Annotated in this window: 20 protein-coding genes; 11 read left to right on the forward strand and 9 right to left on the reverse strand. The window is 58.4% G+C overall.

Features of this window, described 5'->3' with window-relative positions; genetic code table 11:
• Positions 1–18 precede the first annotated feature (18 nt).
• Positions 19–765 (forward strand): ABC transporter substrate-binding protein, encoded by a 747-nt coding sequence (locus E5E97_RS18885; protein WP_171280777.1) that lies wholly within the window; start codon positions 19–21, stop codon positions 763–765.
• A 100-nt stretch (positions 766–865) separates the two neighbouring features.
• Positions 866–1,612: an ABC transporter substrate-binding protein gene (locus tag E5E97_RS18890; RefSeq protein WP_011706560.1), complete on the forward strand. Its 747-nt coding sequence runs from the start codon at positions 866–868 to the stop codon at positions 1,610–1,612.
• Positions 1,613–1,674: 62 nt separating this feature from the next.
• On the opposite strand, the gene E5E97_RS18895 is transcribed toward E5E97_RS18890, so the two are convergent.
• From E5E97_RS18895 to E5E97_RS18900, 3 genes are all read right to left on the reverse strand, one after another.
• Positions 1,675–2,688 carry a sensor domain-containing diguanylate cyclase gene (locus tag E5E97_RS18895; RefSeq protein ID WP_042862974.1) on the reverse strand — a complete coding sequence of 338 codons (1,014 nt, stop codon included), beginning with the start codon at positions 2,686–2,688 and terminating at the stop codon, positions 1,675–1,677.
• A gap of 345 nt (positions 2,689–3,033) precedes the next feature.
• The gene (locus tag E5E97_RS23710) at positions 3,034–3,159 is read right to left on the reverse strand and encodes a hypothetical protein (RefSeq protein WP_301270961.1); all 126 of its coding nucleotides are present in this window, start codon (positions 3,157–3,159) and stop codon (positions 3,034–3,036) included.
• A 208-nt stretch (positions 3,160–3,367) separates the two neighbouring features.
• A complete protein-coding gene (locus E5E97_RS18900) occupies positions 3,368–3,676 on the reverse strand; it encodes a hypothetical protein (RefSeq protein WP_171280778.1) in 309 nt (102 codons plus the stop codon).
• A gap of 1,301 nt (positions 3,677–4,977) precedes the next feature.
• Between E5E97_RS18900 and E5E97_RS18905 the strand changes: the two genes are divergently transcribed.
• From E5E97_RS18905 to E5E97_RS18915, 3 genes are all read left to right on the forward strand, one after another.
• On the forward strand, positions 4,978–5,508 hold the full coding sequence (locus tag E5E97_RS18905; RefSeq protein ID WP_171280779.1) for a hypothetical protein: 531 nt from the start codon (positions 4,978–4,980) through the stop codon (positions 5,506–5,508).
• Positions 5,509–6,003: 495 nt separating this feature from the next.
• Positions 6,004–7,809 carry an ATP-dependent endonuclease gene (locus tag E5E97_RS18910; RefSeq protein WP_171280780.1) on the forward strand — a complete coding sequence of 602 codons (1,806 nt, stop codon included), beginning with the start codon at positions 6,004–6,006 and terminating at the stop codon, positions 7,807–7,809.
• A 205-nt stretch (positions 7,810–8,014) separates the two neighbouring features.
• Positions 8,015–8,551: a hypothetical protein gene (locus tag E5E97_RS18915; RefSeq protein WP_171280781.1), complete on the forward strand. Its 537-nt coding sequence runs from the start codon at positions 8,015–8,017 to the stop codon at positions 8,549–8,551.
• A 554-nt stretch (positions 8,552–9,105) separates the two neighbouring features.
• Here E5E97_RS18915 and cysS read toward each other — a convergent pair.
• Entirely contained in the window at positions 9,106–10,482 is a 1,377-nt protein-coding gene (gene cysS / locus E5E97_RS18920) for a cysteine--tRNA ligase (protein WP_171280782.1), read from the reverse strand.
• A 190-nt stretch (positions 10,483–10,672) separates the two neighbouring features.
• Here cysS and E5E97_RS18925 point away from each other — a divergent pair, with 190 nt between their 5' ends.
• The 3 genes from E5E97_RS18925 to lpxH are packed head-to-tail and all read left to right on the forward strand — an operon-like array spanning position 10,673 to position 12,595.
• Complete coding sequence (locus E5E97_RS18925; RefSeq protein ID WP_005302674.1) at positions 10,673–11,170, forward strand: peptidylprolyl isomerase; 498 nt, start codon at positions 10,673–10,675, stop codon at positions 11,168–11,170.
• Entirely contained in the window at positions 11,160–11,873 is a 714-nt protein-coding gene (locus E5E97_RS18930) for a DUF4269 domain-containing protein (RefSeq protein ID WP_171280783.1), read from the forward strand. The genes E5E97_RS18925 and E5E97_RS18930 overlap by 11 nt, the downstream gene beginning before the upstream one ends.
• On the forward strand, positions 11,870–12,595 hold the full coding sequence (lpxH, locus tag E5E97_RS18935) for a UDP-2,3-diacylglucosamine diphosphatase (protein ID WP_171280784.1): 726 nt from the start codon (positions 11,870–11,872) through the stop codon (positions 12,593–12,595). Before E5E97_RS18930 ends, lpxH begins: the two co-directional genes overlap by 4 nt.
• Positions 12,596–12,670: 75 nt before the next feature.
• Here the strand turns inward: lpxH and nrfD are convergent, their stop codons facing one another.
• The 4 genes from nrfD to E5E97_RS18955 all read right to left on the reverse strand — a co-directional run bounded on the left by nrfD (position 12,671) and on the right by E5E97_RS18955 (position 15,728).
• The gene (nrfD, locus tag E5E97_RS18940) at positions 12,671–13,624 is read right to left on the reverse strand and encodes a cytochrome c nitrite reductase subunit NrfD (RefSeq protein ID WP_171280785.1); all 954 of its coding nucleotides are present in this window, start codon (positions 13,622–13,624) and stop codon (positions 12,671–12,673) included.
• 48 nt (positions 13,625–13,672) lie between these two features.
• Positions 13,673–14,341: a 4Fe-4S dicluster domain-containing protein gene (locus tag E5E97_RS18945; RefSeq protein ID WP_171280786.1), complete on the reverse strand. Its 669-nt coding sequence runs from the start codon at positions 14,339–14,341 to the stop codon at positions 13,673–13,675.
• Positions 14,338–14,967, reverse strand: a complete 630-nt coding sequence (gene nrfB, locus E5E97_RS18950; protein WP_171280787.1) for a cytochrome c nitrite reductase pentaheme subunit — start codon at positions 14,965–14,967, stop codon at positions 14,338–14,340. The genes E5E97_RS18945 and nrfB overlap by 4 nt, the downstream gene beginning before the upstream one ends.
• Positions 14,968–15,116: 149 nt before the next feature.
• Complete coding sequence (locus tag E5E97_RS18955; protein WP_021469996.1) at positions 15,117–15,728, reverse strand: c-type cytochrome; 612 nt, start codon at positions 15,726–15,728, stop codon at positions 15,117–15,119.
• 247 nt (positions 15,729–15,975) lie between these two features.
• Between E5E97_RS18955 and E5E97_RS18960 the strand changes: the two genes are divergently transcribed.
• The 3 genes from E5E97_RS18960 to E5E97_RS18970 are packed head-to-tail and all read left to right on the forward strand — an operon-like array spanning position 15,976 to position 21,121.
• The gene (locus E5E97_RS18960) at positions 15,976–18,090 is read left to right on the forward strand and encodes an OmcA/MtrC family decaheme c-type cytochrome (protein WP_171280788.1); all 2,115 of its coding nucleotides are present in this window, start codon (positions 15,976–15,978) and stop codon (positions 18,088–18,090) included.
• Positions 18,091–18,146: 56 nt separating this feature from the next.
• Complete coding sequence (locus E5E97_RS18965) at positions 18,147–19,118, forward strand: DmsE family decaheme c-type cytochrome (RefSeq protein ID WP_016351216.1); 972 nt, start codon at positions 18,147–18,149, stop codon at positions 19,116–19,118.
• 11 nt (positions 19,119–19,129) lie between these two features.
• Positions 19,130–21,121: an MtrB/PioB family decaheme-associated outer membrane protein gene (locus E5E97_RS18970; RefSeq protein WP_171280789.1), complete on the forward strand. Its 1,992-nt coding sequence runs from the start codon at positions 19,130–19,132 to the stop codon at positions 21,119–21,121.
• Positions 21,122–21,297: 176 nt separating this feature from the next.
• Here the strand turns inward: E5E97_RS18970 and E5E97_RS18975 are convergent, their stop codons facing one another.
• On the reverse strand, positions 21,298–23,379 hold the full coding sequence (locus E5E97_RS18975) for a methyl-accepting chemotaxis protein (protein ID WP_253265103.1): 2,082 nt from the start codon (positions 23,377–23,379) through the stop codon (positions 21,298–21,300).
• Positions 23,380–23,721 lie beyond the last annotated feature (342 nt).

Genomic DNA, 23,721 nt, shown 5'->3' on the forward strand with positions numbered 1-23,721 from the left:
CTACGCCAAGGAATGCCCATGAGGATAAGGTTTTGCGGTTGCCTGCTGCTGTTGTCATGCCTTGGCACGGCGCAGGCCGAGCTCGGCAAGCTGGAGTACCTGACCGAGGAGTATCCCCCCTACAACTTCACCGACCAGAGCGGTCAGCCCGGCGGGCTGGCGGTGGAGCTGCTGCAACTGATCTGGCAGCGCACCCAGACCCCCGCCCAGCCCATTCGCATCCTGCCCTGGGCGCGGGGTTACTACCTGCTGACCCAAAAACCCAACGTGGTGCTCTTCTCCACCGCCCGCACCGACACCCGCGACCCCCTGTTCAAGTGGGTGTGCCCCATCGGCTACTCCGAGTACGTGCTACTGGCCCACAAGCGCCGCCCGCTCACCCTCAACGCCGTCGAGCAGATCAACGACTACCGTATCAGCGCCGTGCGCGCCGATGCCTCCGAACAGCTGCTGCTCAACCGCGGCATGGACGAGAGCCGCATCATCTCCGCCAACCGGCTGAGCCAGGCGCTGAAGATGCTGGTATCTGGCCGCGCCGATCTGCTGGCCACCGGCAAGCTGGCGGGCTATGACGCCATCAAGGCGCTGCAGCTCGATGCCAATGACTTCACGGTGGCCTTCGTGCTGGATGCCGAGGAGCTCTGCTACGCCTTCAGTCGCCAGGTAGATGACAGCGTCATCAAGCAGTTCCAGCGCGCCCTCACCCAGGCGCTCGCCTCTTCGGAATATCAAGGGCTGCGGCTCAAATACCTGCCCGCCCCCTGAGAAGGCCCGCGACCTCTCGTCGCCAGTGCGCGGCGAGTGGCGATTTGGCGGGCTTTGATAACACTTGAGAATGACGCTACACCCCACCAGGATGGCCAACATGAAAAAATGGATTGGATTCGCCGCACTCGCGTTTGTCACCCTCGCCCAGGCCAGCCCGGAGCTTGGCAAGCTGCACTACCTCACCGAAGAGTACAAACCCTACAACTTCTCCAACGAATCCGGCGCCCCCACCGGGCTCGCCGTCGAGCTGCTGCAGCAGGTCTGGCAGAAGACCAACACCCCGCAGCAGCCCATCACCATCATGCCCTGGGCACGGGGTTATTACTTGCTGACCCAGAAACCCAACGTGGTGCTCTTCTCCACCGCCCGCACCGAGGCGCGGGATCCGCTGTTCAAGTGGGCCTGTCCCATCGGCTATGCCGAGATCGTGCTGATGGGGCTGGCCAAGAGCCCGGTCAACATCGCCAAGCTGGAAGATGCCGAAAAGTACAACATAGGGGCGGTGCGGGCCGACGTGGGGGAGCAGCTGCTGCTCAACAACGGCTTTGACGAGCAGAAGATCATGACCGCCAACCGCCTGCCCCAGGCGCTCAAGATGCTCACCTCGGGCCGGGTCGATCTTATCTCCACCAACAAGACCACCATGCTGGATCTGATCGCCTCCCAGCAGCTGGATCCCGCCCAGTTCAAGGTGTTCTGGATGCTGAGCTCGGAGCAGTTCTGCTTCGCCTTCAGCCACCCGGTGAGCGACGAGCTGGTCAAGGAGTTCCAGAGCGGCCTGACCCAGGTGCTGGCCAGCAGCGAGTTCCAGCAGATCCAGGCCAAGTACTTCCCCGCCCGCTGAGGGGCGGCATGAAAAAGGGGCCCACCGGGGCCCCTTTTGTTTGCCTGTTTTCGCCTGCGCAGTCAGCTCGGCCGACGACGCTGGCGCTTGACCTCGTACATGCAGGCATCGGCCAGCCTCAACGCCTCGTCCACCGTGCTGCTGGCCGGATCGATGGCCACCACCCCCACGCTGGCACCGGGGTAGTGCAGCAGGCCGGCGGGCACCTCGAGCTGCACCAGGCTCGCCTCGAACAGTCGGCGCTGAAAGCCCTGCACTGCCGCCTCCCGCGTCTCTTCGCCGCACTGTGGCCCCATCCCCACCGCCACAAACTCATCGCCCCCCACTCGCGCCAGCAGATCGCTGCCGCGCAGCACGGTTGACAGCGCCCCGGCGACCCGTTGCAGCAGCAGGTCGCCGGTGTCGTGGCCATGAGTATCGTTGATGGCCTTGAAGCCGTCGAGATCGATGAAGCCGAGCAGCAGCGGATGCTCGACCCGCTCAGCCAGTGAAAACAGGCGGTTGAGCTCGTGCATCAGCGCCCGTCGGTTGGGCAGCCCGGTCAGCGGGTCGCTCAGCGCCTGGCGCGACAGCTCGTGGTTGGCCTGCTGCAACTGCTGCAGCAGTTGTTCGCGCTCCACCTGCTCGGCGATCAAGCGGGCAAAGAAGGCGATCAGGTGATCCGAGCCCGCCGTCAGCGGCTTTTGTTCGGCACTGGCGGCGCACAGGGTGCCATAGAGGGAGCCGGAAGGGGTCTGCACCGGGCAGCTCAGGTAGGTGCGAATGCCGAGGGCCCGCGCCGCCTGGGAATCCCCCCAGCAACTCGCCACATCCTCGGTGTAGAAGCGCCCTTCGTCGAGGGCCCGCCGGCAGAGGGCATCGCCCCACTGCACCGAGCCCCCCTCGGGGATCTGCAAGGTGGCGGCGTTGCGGGCAAAGCGGATATGTTGGGTGTCGTGACCAAGGTCGATTTCGGTCAGATAGGTGGATTCAAGCCCGGTGACCGTCTCGAGCATCTCCAGCAGCGGGCGGGTCAGGCTCTCCAGATCCCGCGCCCCGGTCACTTGCAGCGACAACGCCTGCAATATTCTGTCCATGCACACCTCCCTGCTTGCATGTCTATTCCTGAAACGATAGCCAACCCCGGGGGCCCTTCACAAGCCGCGCGCACCCGCCGTGGCACAATTTTTGCGGTTTTGGCAGCCTTTGTCGTCGAACGACCCTCGATTGTCCGGCAACGCGCTCCGTTTGCAGCCAACGCGACGCCGGCCCGATCTGAGCCATGGTGACCGCCTCTATTGAGGGAAGCGGCACCTGTCGTGGACGTTCTTGGCTGCGGCGGCTTGGCTGTGAATGCCGTCGAGGGCTGGGGACCCCTGGCGCTCATCGCCTTTGTCGGTGGCGCAGTCCCGCTCAGCCCCTCACTCTGCCCGGCGCTCTGCTTATCCTGCTTGTCTGCTGATCAGCCAGACGCGGCGCTCATCTTCCATCACACCCCCGCCGCGGGTCAACCGCCGGTTGCCACTTTGCAGCAAAGGAGAAAAACCATTTAATTCTGATAGTTGCATCACTAATTTCATGGATTTGGATGGCCCCGCCGAAGCGGGTTCCGTAAGATGACCATCGGCCCCTGTTGGCCCCGAGTATTCATGGATGGTCAAGGGCGCAAGGTGGCGGCGACAGTCAGGGGCGGCAGCGTCTTTGGCAGATAGGCACGGACTGTGAGCCAGCCGCCCTGTTTGGCCCAACGTCCAATGCGGCTCGGCGCGATCCGGGCTACTTGACCCGCATCAGGCGATGGTGGACGTCACCCAGCTCGACCTGGATCACCTGGGAGCGCTGCATGGCATCGACCCGCTGCAGCATATCGGCGCTGTACTGCTTGCGCCGCATCCACTGCATGGGCTCCGCGAAGCTGCCTTCGTTGACGATAAAGGTATCCGTGTAGGTGTCGTTCACTATGCTGACCACCCAGATGCGCTGCTGAAACTCCGAGAGTTCGGCAAAGAGCGCGGCGCCACGGGTTGCCAGCCAGCGCCCTGCCCGAGTGATCCTGTTTTTACTGCCTACGAGCCGGTTTGCCATAACTGATAAGGGTTGGATAAAGGACGGTTCGGCATCCTAGCATTCCAGAGGATAGACACCAAGCAGCGGGAGAGTTGCCTCTCCCACCACGGGATGAGGCGCAGGGTGCAATAAGCCCGTAGGGTCGATTAGCGCAGCGTAATCGTCCGCGGCAACCATCCCCTCTCCCCCGGCGGGAGACAGGTAGGGTGCCAATAAGCGGAGCGCATTGCTCCGGGGTAAATGATCCCCTCGCCCCTTGGGGATAGGGCTTGGGATCAATGGTGGAGTCGAGTAGGGTCGATTAGCGGAGCGTAATCGTCCGCGGTAACCGTCCCCTCTCCCCTTGTGGGAGACAAGTAGGGTGCCAATAAGCGAAGCGCATTGCACCACGGTAACAATTTCCTCTCCCCTTGCGGGAGAGGGTTAGGGTGAGGGGTTGCTCGCCTCTTTTGGCATGGCTTCGCCATGCAGGACACGAGGGCGCTGCCCTCGACGGGGTTTCGCCGCCGCTGCGCGGCTTGGCGAGTGACTTTGGAAAGACCCAAAGTCACCAAAAGTCTTCTCCCCCACTTGTTCGCCCTCCTGCGGTCGGGTGCCCTCGGTTCAGGCAAAAGGTCTGGCGGAACGACGCAGACGGTACATCCCTGTACCGCCTGCGTCTGCGCCGTCATCCATGACGGCGCTCCTGACCTTGTGCCTTCGCCTCGGCGAACAACAGGGGGCAACACCCAACCCGCAGCCCAGAGGCCAGTTAGCTGATCCCTATGTATTCGGGAAATAGCCATCTATTGAAATCTTGATAACTATAAAATTGTTCATAAATTATCTCTATATACAAGGCAGTCGTCGATGAGCAGCACTGAAGTTAAACCGGAATCAAAATTCGATCTACTTATCAAAAAAACCACACCTGTCTTTTTATTTGGTCATGCATATCTATTTTACGTCATATTTACATACAGCACTCACATGCATATTCTTAACTATCTTTTTGTTATACTCTGGCCATTGATAAATATTACAGTCGCCTTGGCTTTATTAATCACCATGCGATGGAAGTATTTTTCCATAAATACATTGCTCTGTACTGTTGCTATTTTTTCACCAATGTATTTGTCCCTCTATTTTAGGTGATAGACTACAGGGGCGCTTAGCAAGGCGTAATCACCTGAGACAACAGTCCCCTCCTTGCGGGAAATTATTAGGGTGAAGGTGGTCAACCAGATTGGAATAATAACACCATACAGAATACGTGGGCTGCCCCAAAGTAAATCACCCTCAATATATAATCAGCAATACAAATAGGATGACAATCTATAATGGTTAACGTAACAGATAAAACTAGAGAACTGATACTTGATATCTGGGATGATGATTATTACATTGTTGCAGCAGGAGATCAGGCGCCAACAAAAAACGAGGTGATAAACCTTGGAGAAAAGTATGGTGTAAATTTCCCAGAAGACTATATTTCCCATGCTATGGGAGACTTGGGTGGATTCTTTATAGAAGTAAAAGAAGAATTATGGCCCTATGCAGAAGAACTGTCTGTGGCCCCATTTTGGGAGTTTTTGCGAGGTGTGTACTCTTACGCTTATAGCGAGGATGCTCCTGAATGGATGAAAATATCTATAGCAGCTGAAAAATTCAAAGACCAGGGTCACAAGGCAATCCCTGTTTTCAAGGTTTGGGCTGATGCTAATGTGTATTGCTATAATGAAGAGGGCAGACTAGTAAAGTATTTGCATGAAGAGAATACCTTTGAGCGCGTAGATAAAACCTGGTTTGAATTGATCGAACATGAACTTAATGAACTAGCTGAAAGGAAAAATAGAAAGCTTAAGAAATAGACCATCAGACAGCACGTATTTATAGTCATTAACTTAATTCAATGCCATTTCTGATAACCAGGATTTTGGGACAAGCTTGCTGCCACTAACCTTGAACAAGAAATAACCGCCGTCCTGACTTTGTGCCCTCACCTCGGCGAACAACAGGGGGCAACACCCAACCCGAAACTCCGAGGGCAGTTAACAACACCCGGTGGTCTATTCCGAGCAATGATCGGGATAGTTGTTATCTCTGATCGGGCCCCTCATCCATCCAATGGTGATGGCCAGATGTCGCGCCTATGCAATAAACATTATCGGCATGGTTTCACAGGTTGAAAAATAATAGTGAATGCAACAACAAGTGGCATACATCCCTATCGGGAAATGGCTTTATATTGAAGACCCGACAGAGAGCATTCCACCGTAATAAAGCCATATTTCTCGAATGTCCGATTACGCTTCGCTAATCGAACCTACGGCTCGAATGACTGACCTATTCATAGGATACTGAGAGTGAAATTAATAGAAAAAATAACAGTAAAATACTTTCGTTCACTTCACACTATTGAAGTAAAAAACTGTTCTAGTGTTAACGTTTTTTCTGGTAGAAATGATGTTGGAAAGTCCAACCTAATAAAGTCATTAAATCTATTTTTTAATGGAAAGGTCGATTGGGATGAAAATTATGAGTTCTATGATAATTTCTCAACCAAAAGACTTGAAGAGGTTAGAAAAGAAAGCGTAAAAGGGAAACAGTTCATAAGCATAAAAATTGACTTTATAAGGCCTGATAACTATAAAGGTAGCCTCCCACCTCGGTTTACTGTAGAGCGTAAATGGTATCGAGATAGCAGAATATATGAAGAGTCACATAATTTGTCCCGTCTCGGTGAAGCGAATAAATTACCATCATCTTTAGTTACAGCTCAGAGAAGTTTATCCACATTTCTAAATAAAATACATTTTGAGTATGTTCCTGCAATAAAAGATAGGGCTTACATTCGTGAGTTACTTTCACGATTACAGCATTCACTATTAGATATGACTGTTAGTCAAAATGCTGATTTACTGGAAACTGCTACCAAGTTAGCAAGTCATATTGAAGGACAAATAGGTGTACTCCAAAGTGACTTCAAAGAAGCGACTAATATTCAAACAGCGATCATGCCACCAGCTCAAGTCTCTTCATTATTTCAATCATTTTTAGTTTCTACAAATGCTGAAGATGGTGACATCCCTCTTAAATATAGGGGCGATGGACTTCAATCTAGATATATTGCTTCTGTGCTACATTACATATCTGTCAATTCTCAAAAATTTTACATATGGGGATATGAAGAACCAGAATTAGCCTTGGAATATAGTCATGCGGCACAGATGGCTGATGACTTTATAAACAAGTATGCAGTTAACACTCAAATATTTTTAACAACACATTCCCCCGCATTTATTAGTCTAAAAGGTGAAAAAGCAAGATGCTTTAGAGTAACTCAGTTAAGTGGATGTTCAATGGTGAATGATGTGAATTCATCTCAAAACATATCTGATGAGCTAAAAAACGAATTAGGAATAGTTGCTATACAACGAGAAGTACATGACTTTTATTCAAAGCAAATCATTGAACACAATTTGCGCCTCGAACTTGTTTCTTCATTAGAACGTGAAATCTCTTTGCAAAAGAAGTTACTCGTTGTCACTGAGGGTAAAACTGATGCCAAAATTCTCGAGCACGCAAGGAAACATTACTCGTGTGATGCCATCATTCGTTCTTGTGACAATACTAGCGATGAGAGCCATTCGCTAGGTGGTGCTAGTGCTCTAGCCAAATTAATTGAATCAATCCATCCAGAAGATAAAAGACCTGTAATTGCCATTTTTGATAATGACGATGAAGGACAAAGAGAGTTTGAAAAACTAAGCAAAAATTTCAAACTTGATAATAAACATCTACAGACAAAAAAACACAATAACGGCTATGCATGGGCGTTGCTATTGCCTGAGCTTGAATACAGAGCCGGTTTTTCAGATGCCGGATGCTTATGTATTGAGTTTATGTTTAACGAACATGTCTTAAATAGAAAACTTAACAATGGTAAAAAATTAGAAATTGAAGTCATGACCCCATATTTAAATATAGGCGGACGAAGATTAAACATTGGCACGGATGTCATAGATTATGATTTTGGTTGTTTTAAAAAAATAAGATCTGGAAAAAACAAATTTGCAGACGATGTGGTTTCCACATTGCCGGCAGAGGATTTCATATCATTCAAACCTATTTTTGACTTTATTGACGAGATTAACCGAGAATTCTCATAGTGAAATCAATAATTTAACACCTCACCCCTCTAATAACAAGTCAAGCTTGAATTAATAGCACATTTAAAAATAAATATATCATTATTTATCACCATACATACACTTAGTTTATTAGGCATCACAGGGTACGTTTAACACCTTCCCGCGATTGATGTTCTATATATTAAAAATCCACCGAAACTATAAATCATAAAAAGAGCACTATATGAACCGCACTTTAATATTAAGCGTTAGCATTATTCTGTCCGCATCAATTTTTAGCATTGACAAGATAAATAACTATATTGACTCCAAGAATATTCTCCCGTTGGTGTCTGGTAAGGTCAGACTGGGAAAGGTTTATAGAGAAAATGTAACCTCCACATATGAAGTCACATTGGATGGTTCTAAAGAGCCTATAATTTCTATAAATGCAAAAACTACAGATCTATACAACAGAGTGTATGATGACTTTACACAAACACTTGAACAAGTGAATGAAGAGCGTAAAAGAGAGAAAAAGGAAGAGCTTTCACATGATAATGCTTCATGGAACAAAAATGCACATATAAAAATTACTACACAAGTTACTTACCAGTCTGAATTCCAACCAAATTTCGTTCTTACAATTGATGAAACAAACATAGAACATATAGCAAATGACAAATTATCTAAGAACATCATAGGTTATATTGAAGAGCTGAAAAATTACGCATCCAGAATGGAATCAAAATATGAGTTACAAAACTCATTCATAAATTAAATCTTCTAAAAAACCGCAGCCTTGAGCTGCGGTTTTTATTTCTATTCCCCAAACACTTTTTCACTCAAGCTAAAACCTTATTTCCCCCCTTGCACAGCTCTCCCCTTTCAGCGAAAAAAGCGGTCAACATGCACGCTAAAGCCACGGGCGGGCACGGTATTGGTTCCCCCTGCAAACCGCCGAGTCGAGTTCAACGGGTCAGGAGCGCCATCAGGGATGATGGCGCAGCCGCAGCCGGCACAGGGATGTGCCGTCTGCGGCGCTCCGTCCGACCCGTTGGACGAGACGAGGGAACCCGCGAAGCGGGCGGTTTGCCGGGGGAAAAGACTTTTGGTGACTTTTGGTCTTTCAAAAGTCACTCGCCCCAGCCCGAAGGGCGGGCGAAATCCTGTCGAGGGCAGCGCCCTCGCGTCCTGCATGGCGAAGCCATGCCAATAAGGAGAGAGGGAACGTGTCAGCCCTCCGGCAGACCAATAAAAAAACCGCAGCCCTAGGGCTGCGGTTTTTTTATTGGCTCAACCTGTTGGCACTTGGCGCCAACAGGGCCACCGGCCTTAGGCACGGCGCCAGCTGGTCTTGCCGGCGCTGTCTTCCAGCACGATGCCCATCTCGGTGAGACGGTTGCGGGCGGCATCCGCCGCGGCCCAGTTCTTGTCGGCGCGCGCCTGATTGCGCTGGGCGATCAGTTGCTCGATTTCGGCGACCTCTTCGTCCGCTTCATCACCCTTCAAGAAGGCATCCGGATCCTGCTGCAGGATGCCGAGCACGGCACCCAGCTCGCGCAGGCGGGCGCCCAGCGCGGCGGCAACGGCCATATCTTCACCCTTCTGGCGGTTGATCTCGCGCACCAGATCGAACAGGGCGGAGTAGGCTTCCGGTGTGTTGAAGTCATCGTCCATCGCCTCCTTGAAACGAGCCACCTGCTCGTCGCCACCGGCCGCAGCGGCCACCGGCAGATCGCGCAGGGCGGTGTACATGCGCTCCAGCGCGGCGCGGGCTTGCTTCAGGTTGTCTTCCGAGTAGTTGAGCTGGCTGCGGTAGTGGCCAGACATCAGGAAGTAACGGACGGTTTCGGCGTCATAGTGGGCTAAGACGTCGCGGATGGTGAAGAAGTTGCCAAGGGATTTGGACATCTTCTCTTTATCCACCATCACCATGCCGCTGTGCATCCAGGTGTTGACGTAGTCGCCACCGTGGGCGCAGCAGGACTGGGCGATCTCGTTCTCGTGGTGCGGGAACTGCAGATCGGAGCCGCCGCCGTGGATGTCGAAGTGGTTGCCAAGGTGCTTGGAGTTCATGGCGGAGCACTCGATGTGCCAGCCAGGACGGCCCGGGCCCCAGGGGCTGTCCCAGGTCGGCTCGCCGGGCTTGGACATCTTCCACAGCACGAAGTCGAGGGGGTTGCGCTTGGCATCCACCACGTCGACCCGGGCACCGGCCTGCAGTTGCTCCAGATCCTGGCCGGAGAGCTTGCCGTAGTCGGCGTAGGAGTCGACGATGAACATCACATCGCCGTTGTCGGCCACGTAGGCGTGCTCTTTATCCAGCAGGGATTGCACCAGCTCGATGATCTCGCCGATGTGCTGGGTGGCGCGCGGCTCGATGTCCGGGCGCACCATGCCGAGGGCATCGAAGTCGGCGTGCATGTCGCCGATCAGGCGCTCGGTCAGATCGTCACAGGTGACGCCGGTTTCGGCGGCGCGCTTGATGATCTTGTCGTCCACGTCGGTGACGTTGCGCACGTAGTTGAGCTGATAGCCGCTGTAGCGCAGGTAACGGGCCACGACGTCGAAGGCGACGAAGGTGCGGCCGTGGCCGATATGACAGTGATCGTAGATAGTGACGCCACACACATACATGCCCACCTTGCCCGGGTGGATAGGTTTGAATTCTTCTTTTTGACGAGTGAGTGTGTTGTATATCTTCAGCATCTTATGACCACTGCCTGTGAGTAAAATGGCCTGCCATTCTACCCGCATCGCGCGTAGAAAACGAGGCAGAAAACGTGCCGGATCAGGCGCACCATCTATGCCGCAGGGCCCTGATGGGCTAGAATTGCCACCACTTTATGCCATACACCTGCGGGCACCTGGTCGCCCGCATCAAATGAAAGGACATATCATGGTCACTCTGCACACCAATCACGGCGACATCACCCTCACCCTGAACGCTGAAAAAGCCCCGGAAACCGTGGCCAACTTCCTGCAATACTGCCGTGACGGTCACTACGACAACACCATCTTCCACCGCGTCATCGACGGCTTCATGATCCAGGGCGGCGGCTATGCGCCGGGCTTCGAAGAGAAAGACACCCGCGCCCCCATCAAGAACGAAGCGGCCAACGGTTTGTCCAACAAGGTCGGCACCATCGCCATGGCCCGCACCATGGAGCCGCACTCTGCCAGCGCCCAGTTCTTCATCAACGTGAACAACAACGACTTCCTCGACTTCAAATCCGCCACCACCCAGGGCTTCGGCTACTGCGTGTTTGGTGAAGTGACCGCCGGCATGGACGTGGTCAACAAGATCAAGGGCGTCAAGACCGGCAACTACGGTCGCATCCACCAGGACGTGCCGACCGAAGACGTCGTGATCACCAAGGTGACCCTTGCCGAGTGATCTCTGCCTTCTGCGAGATGAATTGACTGCGGCCCCGGCCGCAGTTTTTCCATCTGCGAAGGCCGGCCCCATCGACTGGCGCCGTCTCGACTACCTGGCCCACGGCAACCCGCGCCAACGCTCGGCCCATGCCCTGCTCACAGCCGGGGTGTGGGGTGCGCTGGCAGCGCAGTGCAGCGATCTGGCGCTGGTGAGCACGGTCACCATCGGGCTCGACCGCCCCGGCAGCGATCTCGACATCGTCTGCCAGCATCCGGACCCAGCCACGTTTGCCGCGACGCTGGCCGCCCAAGGCTGGCAGGTTGCGCAAAAAGGCGCTGACATCTGGCTCGCCGAGCAGACCGTCACCGGCGCCGATGGCCACCCTTGGCCCCTTGAGCTCTACCTCACCCCGGATCCCCTCGAGCGCCTCAACGGCTGGCGCCACCTCAGCCTGATGGCTGCCCTGCTTGAGCGCTTCGGCGCGGCGTTTTATCACCAAGTGCTGCGCCTGCGCTTGGATGAAGGGCTCAAAGGGGAAGCGGCCATGTGCCACTTGCTCGGCCTTGCCGGCGACCCGTATGCCGCGCTGCTCACCCTGGAGGGCGGCGAGCTTGCCCCATTGGTGTGGCAGCCGAGGGCGATAGGCCCCCACTGCACTGCTAACTCCAATACCAGTTCCACTTCCAGCCACCTCAACAGGGCCCAGCGCACTTTCTCATGAGCACCCTCTTTATCAGCGACATTCACCTGTGTGCCCAGCGGCCCGACATGACCGCCGCCCTGGTGCGCTTTCTGGCGCACGACGCCCCCGGCGCCGATGCCCTCTATGTGTTGGGCGATCTGTTTGAATTCTGGATTGGCGACGACGATCCCAATCCCCTCCACGGCGAGGTGGCCGACGCCTTTGCGGCCCTGAGCCAGCAGGGGGTGCCCCTCTACTTCATTCACGGCAACCGCGACTTCTTGCTGGGCCAGGCCTTTGCCAAGCGCGCCGGCATGACCCTGCTGGGGGATCCGTGCGTCATCGAGCTCTACGGCGAGCGGGTGGTGCTGAGCCACGGCGATCTGCTCTGCACCCTGGATGAGGGCTACCAGAAGTTTCGCCGCATCACCCAGCTCAAGTGGCTGCGTTGGCTGTTCTTGCGACTGCCGCTCGCGCGCCGCCAGGCCATCGCCCACAAGATGCGTGGCCAGAGCCAGATGGAAAATGCCCACAAGAGCCAGACCATCATGGACGTGACCCCGGCGGCGGTGGACGAGATGCTGCGCCAGCACGACTGCCGGATGATGATCCACGGCCACACCCACAGACCGGCCATCCACGACTTCAACCTCGACGGCCAACCGGCGCGGCGCATCGTGCTGGGGGACTGGTTCGAGCAGGGCTCGGTACTGGTCTGCCGCCCCGGCGAGCAGCGCCTCGAGCAGCGGGCGCTGATCTGATCCAGCCGGCTGGCGGCAATAAAAAAGGCGGGAAGATCCCGCCTTTTGTTTGCCTGCGATCTACCTCTATAACGGCTACATCACCGTCATCTGCCCCGCGTAGAGGATGAAGTAGCGCAGCAGCAATATCCCCACCAGGCTCAGGCTGCAGATAAGCGCCAGCCGGGCCGGTTGATGAGCCTTGGCCGGACTGCCCACCCGCCCCAGCAGCTGGGGCAGCAGGATCCCCAGCCCGATGACCCCGAACCAGAACACCTGGGACCAGAAACCGCCGCCGATGGCCGCCCACATGGCCGCTTCCCGCTGGCCGCCACCAAAGTAGAAGCCGGTGAAGAAGCAGAGCAGCAGGAACAGCTCGATGGCGACGATGGGCCGCTCGAAGCGGTGCACGAAGCTCACCCCGCGGCTGTGGCCATCCTCCCGAAACAGGGTGACCGCCAGCAAGATGGTGGAGGCCACCCCCGAGCTGATGCCGGAGACCAGAAACAGCGCCGGCAGGATCGGGTTGTTGAGCATGGGGTAGGTCTTGAGGGCGGAGAGCAGAAAGCCGGTGTAGGCCCCCAGCAGCACGGCCAGCAGCAACAGCAGCGGCGCCAGCAGCCGCTCGAGGCGGGCGAGCCAGCCGATGAGGCCGTCTACAAAGGCGAGCTTGTCCACCAGCAGCCGTCGGCGCAGGGCCTCGATCTCGGCTCTGAACACCACCGCCAGCCAGGCAAACAGCACCGCCATGTAGACCTGGAACAGCATGACCCCCATCGACATCACGGAGTCGAACTGGTAGTGGAACATCAGCTTCCAGAAGGTCCAGGGACGGGCCAGGTGAAAGATGAGGATAAGCAGCCCCAACACAACGCTCACCGGCGCCAGAATGGCGGTCGCCTTGATGATGCCGCTTTCGCTGCCGGCCCCCTGCCGGCGCAGCAGCACCGAGAGGGTGGCCGAGCCTGCCGAGATACCGAGCAGGAACAGGTAGATGGCGATGGGGCCATCCCACACCAGCGAGTCGAAGTGAAACGCATCATGCCACATGGTGCTTCCCTCCCGTCAGCCGGTCTGTGTCATACAGATGAGATGGGATCATGACTTCACCTCCCCTTTTGGCACCCGGTACATCTTGGGCGAAGTACCGAGGAACTGCTTGTAGCGATAGGTGGTCTCCTGCACCAGCCGCTGGCTGATGGGACTGTTGGGATCGTCCAGATTGCCAAACACCAGCGCCTTGGTCGGGCAGGCTTCGACACAGGCCGGCTGCTTGCCCGCCGCCAGATTGGTCTTGCGGCAGAAGTCGCACTTGTCGGCAACCCGGGTAACCGGGTTGATGAAGCGCACCTGATAGGGGCAGGCGGCCAGGCAATAGCGACAGCCGACGCAGAGGTCGGGGTTGATGTCGACGATGCCATCCTCCGCCCGGATGTGGGAGGCACCGGTCGGGCAGACGTGCACGCAGGGGGCATTGTCGCAGTGCTGGCAGGATTTGCGAAAGAAGCGGTACTCCTGCGCCGGATACTCCCCCACCGGGCCGCTGCGCAGGATCTGCAGGCGGGCCACCCCTACCGGCACCTGGTTCACCTCGCGGCAGGCATCCATGCAGGCGGTGCAGCCGATGCAGGCCGTCTCGTCGTGGATCATGCCGTAGCGCACGCCCTTGATGGTCATACTGTTGGCCAGGGCGCGCGGGGCCCCCGTCAGCAGGATCAGGGCGCCGGCGCTCATGCCCACCATGAAGTCGCGGCGGGTCGTGCTCATGCGCCCTCCTTGACGGCGCTGCCGAGGCCGGCCTCGTGCTGCTTGCGGTGACAGTCGACGCACAGCTTGATGCGCGACTTCTCGGGGATCCCCACCATGGGCTCCTTGGCCGGGTGCAACTGGTGACAGCTGGTGCAGCTGACCCGGGTGGCGTGCACGTCGTGGGCCCACAGGGCCTTGCGCAAGTCATCCGGCTCATGGCAGCTCATGCAGACGCCGTTCTGCTGGCTCAGCGGGAAGGCGTCGTTGCCAAAGCGCATCACATCGACCATGCCACCGCGCTGTTTACGGTGATCGGCCGACGCATTGCCGTGGCAGTTGGTGCAGGTGACCTGCTCCCCCGTGTTGGGGTTGGTGACCTGGCCATGCTTGCCGTGCATCCCCTCCTCCCCGTCGTGGCACTTCTCGCACTTGGCGAAACGGGCCGCGGCTTTTTTGGCGGCGGCTTTCTTCTTTTCCGCCTTGGCCTGCCGTTCGGCCAGGGTGGGTTGCTCTGCCTGATCGGCACTGGATGTGGCACTCGGCGCAGCTGGCGTGGCATCGGCTGCCTGCGCGCTGGCCAGCGCCAGCTGACCCGCCCCCAGGGCGAGGGAGGCGAGCAGCAGCCACTTGATGATCTTTTTCATAGGAAACTCCGAAACGGTGGCACCCGCCGGGTGCCGTCTGCCCGCCTGGCAACAAAAAGGAGCTGGTGACAGCTCCTTTGACGGTCATGAACACGAGACCACACCCCGCCAGAAGCGGGGCGGCTGCGTCAACGGGAGGGGCAGCGACGTTACTGCTGGCTTGCGTAGTACTCGGCCAGCGCCTTGAGGTCGGCATCGCTCATGGCGATGATGGCCTTGTTCATCTTCTCGTCGTTGCTGCGCTTGCCGGCCTTGAACTCCTGCAGGGAGGTCAGCAGGTAGCCCTTGGGCTGGCCGGCGAGGATGGAGGCCTCGTCTTCAGCCACCGAGCCCCCTTCGGAGTGGCACTTCTTGCAGCCGGAGTCGTCGTGCAGTTTCTGCCCCGCCTTGGCCAGCGCCGCATCGAACGGCTGCTTCATTGGCTTGTAGGGCAGCTCGGCATAGTGCGCCGCCAACTCGTCGATCTGCTCGTCGCTAAGGCCCTTAACAATGTCGGTCATGTTCCCCTTCTTGCTGGTGTCACCGGTGACATGATTAACGGTCTTGGCCGGCCGGCCGTCCAGGTAGGTGCGCATCTGCTCGGCAAGATTTGATTCTGCCAGCCCTGCAATAGTCGGAATATCGTTCTGGGTGCTGATCCCCTGATTTCCATGACATGAGTTACATGTATCCACCAATGAGTCCAGGCTGGCATGCGCAGTTCCAATAGAGCCCAAAAGCAACGACAGTCCCAGTATTTCCAGCTTCACACTGCGTTTCATTTCTTATCCCTCTTCCAGAAAAGGTCTATAAACCCCAGTAAAAACAGACATTTTTATACTCAAGGTTGATTTTCGATCCGTTTTTGAGACTTAGATCAACGCCGTCTAATATATAAACCTTACAATTAAGATGGAAATGATTTATACCGTATTTAGTCCTCTTTTGACCCTTAAGTGGTATCTTTTTGGGAATTTTTTGAGCTGGCTCATATATGGAACAATAAGTCCGATAAAAAAGGATAAAACAATGAAATACTGGAAAGTATTGGTGGCTGCAGCAATGGTGTTCACCCTCTCCTCCTGTGGGGGCGGCGGTGATGGCAATGACCAGACGGATCCACCTCCCCCTCCTCCGGGAACCCCAGATTCGCTGGTGATCTCGGCCTCCACCCCACAACTTGGCGAGAGCGGTCAGCTCTCGGTGCAATTCAAGGTAACCGACAAGCAAGGCAAGGGTTATGAGCTGGGAACCACCCTTCCCTCCTTCACCCTGGCCAAGGTGATCCCCGGCCGCGACGCCAAACGGGAAGACCCTGTCATCTGGAAGAGCTTCATCTACAGCACCAAGAACAACCGGCCCACCGGCGAGAACGGCGGCAAGCTGGAAGCCCTTGGCAATGGCCAGTACCGCTACACCTTCTCCTTCAATGCCACCACGGTGCGCGATCCTTATCCGAGCGATTCGCAGGACAACAACGGCTTGATCCGCTGGGATGAGGCAGCGACCCACCGCCTCGGCATCTACTTTGGCGGCAGCAACGGCATTCCGGTCACCGACTACGTGCTGGACTGGGTACCGGCCGGCACGCCACCGCTGCTGACCCGCGACATCCTGGAACAGCAGAGCTGCGACAGCTGCCACATGAAGCAGCCTATTCACCACAGCAACCGGGCCGATCCCAAGCTCTGCGTCACCTGCCACAACGAGAGCGTGCCCGGCAGCGGACGGGGCGATCTGACCACCCTGGTGCACAAGCTGCACGGCAACCTGGATGCCACCGCCACCAAGCTGGTGAGCCACTTCCCGCAGGATCCGCGCAACTGCGACACCTGCCACAAGGGCGTCACCCCGACCACCCCGGATGCCAACAACTGGCAGCACGCCCAGGAGAAACCCTGCGGCGCCTGCCACGCGGACTCCACCACGGCGACCGGCTACGTCAGCCACATCAACGGCAAGATCAACAGCGGTACCCTCTGTACCCAGTGCCACGCCGAGACCCCCGGCAACACCAAGTCCCCCAGCAGCGTGCACATGGGCTACCTCGCCAACGAGGCTGCCGGTCGCGACAAGCTGGTGTTCAAGTTTGACGACGTACGCTACGCCGCGCCCAACATCGAGGTCGAGCTGACCGTGACCGCCAACGGCACGCCGGTCGAGACCATGGACGGGGTGCTCAAGTACATCAAGTACGGCGATCTGGCCAAGGCTCCCTACGTGCTGGTCAACTGGGATCAGGGCAGCGGCTTCGAGCTGGGCTACACCAACCCGCAGACCTTCGTCGCCGGCAACAAGATCGACTTCACCAAGTGCGAAAGCCAGGGCGGCGGCAGCTTCCTGTGCCGCAAAGAGGTGGGTAACGAGGTGACCGGCACCCTGGCGGCCACGGTCGCCGAACTGCAGGTGTGCGTGGCCCGCAAGGCGGATCGCAACGGTGCCTTCGCCGCCGGGGATCTGCTCCCCTGCAGCAGCACCGCCAGCGCCCTCTCCTACGTGGCCATCAACCCGGTCAAGGCCTATTTCCGGGTCGAAGGCGGAGTCGACGGCAGCTATGTGCTCAAGGCAGGCGCGGATCTGGCTTCCTGCAACGGCTGTCACAAGGACCTGGCTGTCCACACCGAGGGCAACGCGGGCTCCGCTCACGCCTCCAAGGACTTCGCCCAGTGCACCAGCTGTCACAACGCCACCCGCACCTCCTTCTACGCGGGTGTGCCGGGGGATCTGAAGTACCACGTGCACTCCTTCCACGCCTTCGGCTCCCATCGCAGCGGTGATGCCACCTTCCCGGGCAAGCTGAACAACTGCGAGTCCTGCCACACCAAGGGTCAGTACAACCTGCCCAACCAGCAGAACGAACGACCCTCGCTGGTGGCGACCACGGCGGACAACAAGCAGCCCAAGTTCTTCAGTCCGACCCTGGTGGTCTGCGCCAGCTGCCACCTCAAGTCGCCGCTGGGGCTGGTCAAGCCGGACAACCCGGTCGCCGGGGATGAGTGGGCCACCCACATGAAGAACAACGGCGCCATCTTTGGTGCAGAGACGATAGAGGCCGCCACCGGGGTTGAACAGTGCGCGTCCTGCCATGCCGTCGGGCAGGAGCAGGGCGTCGACAAGGTTCACAAGGTGTATGACTTCCGTTGAGACCACCAGGCCGGGGGGATGCCTCCCCCCGGCCCTTTGCCGTTGAAGGACAAGATATGAAAAGAATCACCCCGCAGTGGCTCCTGGCGGGTTTGCTGGCACTCGGTTGCCTGCCGGTCTGGGCCAAGAGCGATGCCCAGCCGGCGGCCGATGCCGATCCACGCCTGCAGGTCGAGGCCACCCTCGACCAGAAATTCGACCAGGGCAAATACTCCCCCAAGGGGGCCGATACCTGCCTCAAGTGCCACGATGCCGACTCGCGCAAGCCCGCCACCGGCATCTTCCACAATGTGCACGGCAACCTCGGCAACCAGAACGGACCGATGGCCGACAAGCAATGTGAAGCCTGCCACGGCCCCGCCGGCAACCACCCGCGCAATCCCCGCAAGGGGCAGAAGCGGGAACCCATGATCACCTTCGGCCCCGACTCGCCGGTCCCGGTAGAGAAGCAGAACAGCGTCTGCCTCTCCTGCCACACCGATACCCAGCGAATGGGCTGGCATGCCAGTGCTCACGCGGTGGAGGATGTCTCCTGCACCAGCTGCCACAGCCTGCACCAGGCCAAGGATCCGGTGATGGACAGCAAGCTGCAGGTGGAGACCTGTACCAGCTGCCACGCCCAGCAAAAGGCCGATCTGCACAAGCGCACCAGCCACCCCATTCTCAATGGCGAGCTGCCCTGCTCCAGCTGTCACAACCCGCACCAGTCGCAGAACGAGGCCAGCCTCAAGCAGCCCAGCCTCAACGAGAGCTGCTACGAGTGCCACGCCGAGAAACGGGGCCCCTTCCTGTGGGAACACGAACCGGTGACCGAGGATTGCTCCCTCTGCCACAGCCCGCACGGCTCCATCAACCAGGCGCTGCTCAACAAGCGGGTGCCCCAACTGTGCCAGGAGTGCCACAGCGTGCCCCATGCCAACGTCTCCATCCCCGAGGGGGATCTCAAGGTGCGTGGCGGCAGTTGCCTGAACTGTCATAACCAGATCCACGGGACCAACCATCCCAACGGTCAATCACTGCGGCGCTGAGGAGAGAAGTCATGAAATACTCAACACTTTGGCTCTCCCTGCTGGCGGTCTGCTCGGCCCAGGCGGCCGAGGAGCCGCTGGCAGTCGGGGATTACGCCCTGCAGCAGAGCAAACCGGCCAAGACCGAACGCTGGAGCTGCAAGTCCTGCGAGCGCGATGAGGGCTGGTTTGGCGAGGTGGGACTGGGTGCCGGCTATGCCAACGACGATGGCGCCACCCGCTTTCGCAACTGGGTTCCCAGCCAGCAGGACAGCGGCATGCTCGGCATCTTCAACGCCGACCTGCAATACCGGGGAGAAGGCTCCCGCTACGGCAGCCTGGAGGTGAAGAACCTCGGCATGGAGCGCTTCAGCCTGGCGACCGAACAGGGCCACTACGACGGCATGCGCGCCCGGCTGGGCTACTCGGAGTCCCCCTTCTACTGGAACAGCCACGGCCGCAGCGTCTATCAGCCGGGCGAGAGCCCGCTGACCCAGGGGTCGCTGGCCGAGTTCGACAAGGAGGTGGTGCGCAAGAAGCTGACCGCCGGGCTCGCCTACACCCCGAAGAGCCCGTGGCGCCCCTACGCCGACTTTTCTCATGAGAAAAAAGAGGCCACCCTCGCCTACTACCAGTCGAGCGTGCCCGGCATCGGCAGCGGGCCAGGCCTCTTGCCCAAGCCCGTCGACGGCAGCTCGACCACCCTGGTCAAGAGCGGCGTCAGTTACCTGGGAGAAGGCTGGCTGGTCGATCTCGCCTACAACGGCTCCCTCTACCGTACCGATGACACGGCGCTCTACTATGGCAGCGTCGCCGACCCTTACGCCAACGAGCGCGCCTACGAGCCGGACAACAACTTCCACCAGCTGAGCCTATCCGGCCAGTACAACTGGGACCGGCAGAGCCTGACCGGTCGCGTGCTTACCAGCCAGGCCACCTCCAACGGCAGCCTGACCGCATTTCGCAACGCCCCCATCAGCCAGGATGACTTCCACGGCGAGGTAAGCACCCTGCAGGCCGACGCCAAGTGGGTGGGTCGCTTTGGCCGGGATCTCACCCTGCGCGCTGGCGGCGAGTATCGGGACCGCAAGGACAAGTCCGATGAATACGCTGTGGTCGGCAAGCAGCGCGGCAAGAGCGATCGCACCCGCAGCAAGGCGGATCTGGCGGCCGACTACCGGCTCAGCCGCTCGGTCAAGCTCACCACCGGCTACCAATACAAGGCCGACCAGCGCGAGCAGGCCGACCGGCAGGACACCGACGAGCACACCCTGTTCCTCAAGGGGCGTTACCGCCCGGCCGGGGCGCTGCAACTGGGCGGCAAGCTCGCCTGGAGCACCCGCGATGGCTCGGACTGGCGCCACGACAGCGCCGGTGGCAACGGCAGCCCGACCCTGCGCCAGTTCTATCTGGCCGACAGGGACAGGGTCGAACTCAGGGGGGATCTCGGCTATCAGTTCAGCGAAGGGATGGATGCCCGCCTCGAAGGGTGGTGGGCCAGGGATGACTACAAGGAGCCGGACATAGGGCGCAGCGAGGGCAAGGATTATGGCATCGACCTGACCCTCAACCAGCAGTTCGACGACAACCTGAGCGGCCACCTGTTCAGCAACCTGCAGTGGATCACCTCCAGCCAGAACCACGCCTACACAGGCGCACCGGACTGGGATCCCTACAGCACGGCGGTGCGCGACGAGATCACCACCCTCGGGCTCGGGCTCACCCAGAAGAAGGCGTTTGACCGGGATCTCGAGCTTGGGCTCGATTACAGCTTCGCCTATGGCCGCGGCAAGACCGACACCAGCAAGGGCTATGACTACCCGGATCTGACCAGCAAGCAGCACCGGCTGGAAGGCTACGCCCTCTATCAGCTGACCAAGCAGCATTCGCTGCGCTGGGATGTGCGCTACGAATACTTCCAGGACGTGGATTACCTCTACACCGGCGAAGAGCGCAACCTCGGCAACCTGAACCAGGACTACAACGGCTACTTCACCGCCGTCTCCTGGCTCTACAAGTTCTAAAGGCACGATTGCGTGCCGTATAAGGGCAGACAGGCCGTATTGTCAGCCCAATAAAGAGGGGAGCCCAGGCTCCCCTCTTTCATCATCTCGTCTTTGTGCTCTTGATTGCCTCTTCACTCTGTCGGTCAAGCAGGCTCCCGCATGGCGGCCATCCACCTGTCGGGCTCGACACGGCATCAGCCGGTATAGGTCGGCTCCAGCGCATAGTGCTTGAAGCAGGCCTCCAGCTGGCTGCGCGCCTGCGGTGCCACTTCGATGAACTCCAGCCCATATACCTCCCCCTCTTCCGCCTGACGGGACCACATCACCCTGGCCTTGATCGCCAGCGGAGTCTGGTTGCGATACAGATCGATGGAGGGCTTGGGGGTGTAGATCTTGAGCTCCACCTCGGCGCGCTTGTCCAGAGCCAGGGGCTGCACCGTGCGCAGTCGCAGGCCGGTGACGCTGAAATCCTCGGTGATCGACTCGTGGAACCCGCCCCCGGCCTGTACCTTCACCATCATGTGCTGGTACATACGCGGCGCCCGGCGCAGCTCGTGCTCGCTGCGATCTGCCCCGCTCTCGGCCTCGAAGCGGAACTGCTCCATGATGTCGCGCAGCTGGCTCGACTCCTGATAGAGGGTGCGGCTGATGATCCCGGTGGTCTGCACCTTCTCGGTGTTTTCCGCGAGCGCATGCAGCAGATCGTGCAGATGGGCATTGAGCGAGGAGAGCTTGCCCATCTGCTCGTCGCTGGTGCCGCGGATTTGATCCGCCGCGCCGACGCTGCGCTCGATCTCCGTCATCAGGCCGTTGATGGACTGGCTCGCCTCGTGCGCCTTGTCCATGGTCAGGTGAGTGCGGGCGATGACGCTCTTCACCGAGGACTCGTTCTCGCCGATGAGCCGGCTCAGGGTCGTGACGATCTCGTTGATCTCCTTGGTGGCCTGACCGGCATTGTTGGCCAGCTTGCGCACCTCGTCGGCCACCACCGCAAAGCCGCGGCCATACTCACCGGCCCGGGCTGCCTCAATGGCGGCGTTGAGGGCCAGCAGGTTGGTCTGCTCGGTGATCGCGGTGATGGACTGGGTGATCACCTGAATGCGCTGGCTCGCCTCGCTCAGCTGGCGGGTCTTCTGCTCCGCCTGCTGCGCCTCGGTCACGGCGTGGCGCATCTCTTCGATGTTTTCACTCATCACCCGGGTGCTGCGATGGGCGCTCTGATAGGCCAGCTCCGCCTGCTGCCCCACCTGGCTTGCCAGGCCGGAAACCGCCTCGGCCGCGCAGGAGAGGTCATTGCTGGCGCGGGTCACTTCCGTCGAGTGGTGCTGTTCCAGCTGGGAAGCGTCGGTGATGGTTCTCGAGATATCGGAGATCTGATAGGAGGACTGGGCCAGCTGCCGGGTCCGCAGGTCTATCTGGCGCATGTGGCGACTGAGCTGCGCCGCCATCAGCCGCATGGCTCCGAGCACGCTGTGATTGTCTGCCGAACGGGTCTGGATGGTGACGGTGAGGTTGCCCGCCGCAATCTCGGCCGCCACCCGCGCGGCATAATCCGGCTCGCCGCCCAGGGTGCGCATCAGGTGACGGTACTGGATGAAATAGGCCAGCACCACGAACAGCAGGGAGACCAGTCCGGCCACCAGCCCCATCAGCAGGGCCAGCGCCTTGGCCTCGTCGCGGCTGGCGACGGCACGGGTGACCTGGCTGTCCAGCTGATGATTGATGCGCTCAAGCCGCTCGTTGATGCTTATCACCATGTGATCAAAGCCACCCTGGCTGCTCATCATCAGGTTGCCCGCCGCCTGACCCTGGCGACTGTAGGTATCCACCATGGTCGCCCCTTTCTCATACAGCCCCTTGACCGTCTCCTGCATCGGCAGCAGTTCGTCGCTCAAGTCCGGCAAGCTGCGCATCAGGGTATCGAGATTCTGCAAGGCGGTATCGCGGAACGTGGCCGCCTCGGCGAGGCCCTCTTCCGTGTTGCCGGTCACCGCCGCATCTGTGATGAACTGCTGGATCTGCACCAGGTCATAGCGCGTCTCCTTGAAGATGAGGTGAGCCTGATTGAAGCGCTCGACCTTCTCCTGTGCACGCAGCTGGGCCTGGCTGCTCCACAAGGAGACGATGGATGCCACGATCAGCGGCACCGCCACCAGGATCCCCCCCAGGATCATCATCCGTTTGACCGAATGCCTTCCTCGGGGCGCATGCGACACCGCATGTGCCTCGGTATGGTCGAAGGCGGTGTCCTGCAAGAGTCCTTGTGCAGTAGCCATGGCATCACCTCATCCTGGTAGCAGAGCGTCATTGGGCCATCGCAGCAAGGCATTCAGCTGCAAAGAGCCGATCCGTTTTGTCGACCCAAGCAAAACCCAAGCCAGGAAAAACGGCCTGGTTTTCCCCCTTTCCCGCCCTCCAAAGCGAGCAACTTGCCACAAGGTCCGCTCAAGGCGCGCAAAATGCGATGCAAACTGCAATAAAAGCGGTATTTTCTGCCCGAGCCACCCCCTCGGACCATTACGCCTTGCCCTGATCGACCCAACTCCCTTTACCATGCCCGGCTCACGGACGCGGCTTCCCGGTCTGGGGTGAGCCACCGCCAACGCCCGGCCATATTG

Origin of the sequence: Aeromonas sp. 2692-1, from assembly GCF_013085505.1 — a bacterium.
GTDB lineage: Bacteria > Pseudomonadota > Gammaproteobacteria > Enterobacterales > Aeromonadaceae > Aeromonas > Aeromonas hydrophila.